Source organism: Marinobacter manganoxydans MnI7-9, assembly GCF_000235625.1.
Classification (GTDB): domain Bacteria; phylum Pseudomonadota; class Gammaproteobacteria; order Pseudomonadales; family Oleiphilaceae; genus Marinobacter; species Marinobacter manganoxydans.
On sequence record NZ_AGTR01000082.1, the window covers coordinates 1 to 2,920 of the forward strand.

Here is a 2,920-nt window from a genome sequence, read left to right on the forward strand (position 1 = left end):
GAAACCCAAGCCTAACTCTTCAAAATCGCCGAAAGACTCGACTCAAAAAGATACCTATCGGAAGTGGGTCTGCATCACTTGCGGCCATATCTACGATGAAGCTCTCGGAGATGAAGCCGAAGGCTTCCCTGCCGGCACTCGTTTTGAAGATATTCCAGACGATTGGTGCTGTCCGGACTGTGGTGCCACAAAAGAGGACTATGTCCTCTATGAAGACTAGTAATCCGATTGAAAATAACAACAGTCTCGTTCGGCAAGAGGTGATTTTATAATGCAGATTGCTAGTCTGGCGGAGGTTGGGGTGACCAATGTGTCAACCAGCGATACGATTGATTCAACGTTCGCGGCCCTACAGCGGGCACAACTTGCGCGTCGCGGAAGCTTTACCTTGGAGGCTCGAATAGCGCAGCTCGACCAGCTGCGGGATTCAATTAAACGCCACGAATCAAACATCATTGCGGCTTGCGCGGCGGACTTTCGAAAACCCGCTCCAGAAGTCAAATTAACTGAACTCCTGCCGGTGCTTCAGGAAATTCGACACACTAAAAAACACTTGCGTAAATGGATGCGTCCGAAGCGAGTGGCTGCATCCGTTGGTGTTCTGGGCACGAAATCTTATGTTCGGCCAGAACCAAAGGGAGTGTGCCTGATTATTGCACCGTGGAATTATCCGCTCAATCTTGCGCTCGGGCCTCTCGTCTCAGCGTTGGCTGCAGGGAACGGAGCCATCATTAAACCCTCGGAAATGACACCACATACCTCAAAGGTGATTGCCAACATTGTCGCCGAAACCTTCCCTCCCGATCTGGTTTCCGTGATTGAGGGTGATGCCGCGGTAGCGCAGAAACTGTTGGCCTTACCCTTCGACCACATATTCTTCACGGGCAGTCCTGCGGCCGTTAAATTTGGACGACGGATACTCGGGGCACCAACAATGGCTTTACATAGTAAACGAGAAATTAAGCCCGGAAACTCGGTGTCTTCGGACGGTCAGATTGCGGACTTTATCCGGGAAAATGCAGAGACTATTTACCACCCCGTTGGCACTTGTCGTATGGGCGCGGATCCGGATTCAGTCGTTGATCCGGAATTAAAAGTCAGAGGGATTGAAGGGCTAAGAGTTGTCGATGCCTCGATAATGCCCAGTTTGGTTGCCGGTAACACCAACGCACCCACCATGATGATTGCCGAAAATGCAGCCGACATCCTCTTGGGAAATGTTTAGGTTCAAACCCGGATTATGCCTTCTACATTGGACCTTAATGACGCCAGATACTCGCGTCAACCAACTACAAAAACGACAGGAGATAAACGTGCTTGGCCAAATGATGAACATGGAGCTCACCGTGAATTCCTTGATCGACCATGCTGCTCGCTACCATGGAGACGCTGAGATTGTGTCGATAGGAACGGATGGAAATCCCAGTCGATCTGACTGGGCAACTGTTTCGGAGCGGTCGCGACAACTTGCGTCAGCGCTTCGAACGGCAGGCTATGTCCAGGGGGATCGGTGCGCGACCATTTGTTGGAATAACGTGGGGCACCTGGAATGTTACCTTGGCATCTCTGGTGGCGGGATGGTGTGTCACACCATTAACCCGCGACTGTTTCCAGAACAACTCGTTTACGTTATCAACAATGCTCAAGACAAAGTCATATTCTTTGACAAAACGTTCCTTCCCATTGTTTCAAATATCCGAGACCGACTGGAGACGGTTGAGAAATTTGTATTGATGTCCGAACCGGACGAAGAAATTGCAGCGCAATTTCCAGGATTGTTGTTTTATGAAGAGTTTCTTCAGCGAGGAACGCCTAACGCGAATTGGCCTGAAATCGCCGAAAACCAGGCTTCAAGCCTCTGCTATACATCGGGCACCACTGGAAATCCCAAAGGGGTGCTCTATTCACACCGCTCCACCGTTCTGCACGCGCTGGTAGCTGCTCAACCCGACGCACTGAATTTATCGGCACGGGACGTGGTGATGCCGGTTGTTCCTATGTTTCACGTAAATGCGTGGGGGGTACCCTACATTACGGCGATGGTTGGAGCCAAACTGGTGTTGCCTGGTCCTGGCCTGGATGGACAAAGTTTGGTCAAGCTGATCGATTCAGAAAGCGTAACGATTGCGCTGGGTGTGCCTACAATTTGGCAGGGACTTCTCTCGGCTTTGGACGAGCTTGGCTCCTCGGCACAGTCGCTTAAACGGACGGTGATAGGGGGTAGCGCTTGTCCGCCCTCAATGATGTCGGAGTTTCGTGGTAAGTATGGCGTAGAAGTTGTCCATGCATGGGGAATGACAGAAACATCACCGATCGGAACCGTCAATGCACTGCTGTCGAAACACAATACTCTTTCGGAGGAAGGAAGAAACAAAATCCGTGAAAGCCAGGGACGGCCTCCCTACGGGGTGCAGCTCAAAATTGTGGGTGAAGACGGCCATCAACTGCCCGAAGATGGCATTGCTCAGGGAAATCTCCGCATCCGTGGTCATTGGGTGGTAGCCGATTACTTCGGTGTTGAACCAAATCAGACTCTTGAGGAAGACGGTTGGTTCGAGACAGGTGATGTTGCTTCGATCAATGATGATGGATTTATGACAATACGTGACCGCTCAAAAGATATTATTAAATCTGGTGGTGAATGGATATCTACAGTCGAATTGGAGGGAATCGCAATGGGCCATTCTGCCATCAATGAAGCTGCCGTAGTGGCGGCCTCCCATGATAAATGGGACGAACGACCGATCCTGTTGGCAGTAAAAATACCCGACGCAAATATTACTGAGGAGGAACTTCTTGCTCATTATCAAGGGAAAGTCGCCAAGTGGCAGATCCCGGATCGCGCGATCTTTGTGGAAGGATTGCCACGCAATGCCACTGGGAAAGTATTAAAAAACAAGCTGCGTTCTGAGTATGGGGC

3 protein-coding genes are annotated in these 2,920 nt (G+C 50.7%); all 3 read left to right on the forward strand.

What is annotated here, in order from left to right; all coding sequences use genetic code 11:
* Positions 1-220, forward strand: a 220-nt coding sequence (locus KYE_RS21260) for a rubredoxin (RefSeq protein WP_008175795.1), incomplete at its 5' end; no start/stop codon positions are given.
* Between the two features lie 51 nt (positions 221-271).
* Positions 272-1,225, forward strand: coding sequence for an aldehyde dehydrogenase family protein (locus KYE_RS16845; RefSeq protein WP_008175798.1), 954 nt, complete (start codon positions 272-274; stop codon positions 1,223-1,225).
* Between the two features lie 100 nt (positions 1,226-1,325).
* Positions 1,326-2,920, forward strand: a 1,595-nt coding sequence (locus KYE_RS16850) for a long-chain fatty acid--CoA ligase (RefSeq protein WP_008175800.1), incomplete at its 3' end; no start/stop codon positions are given.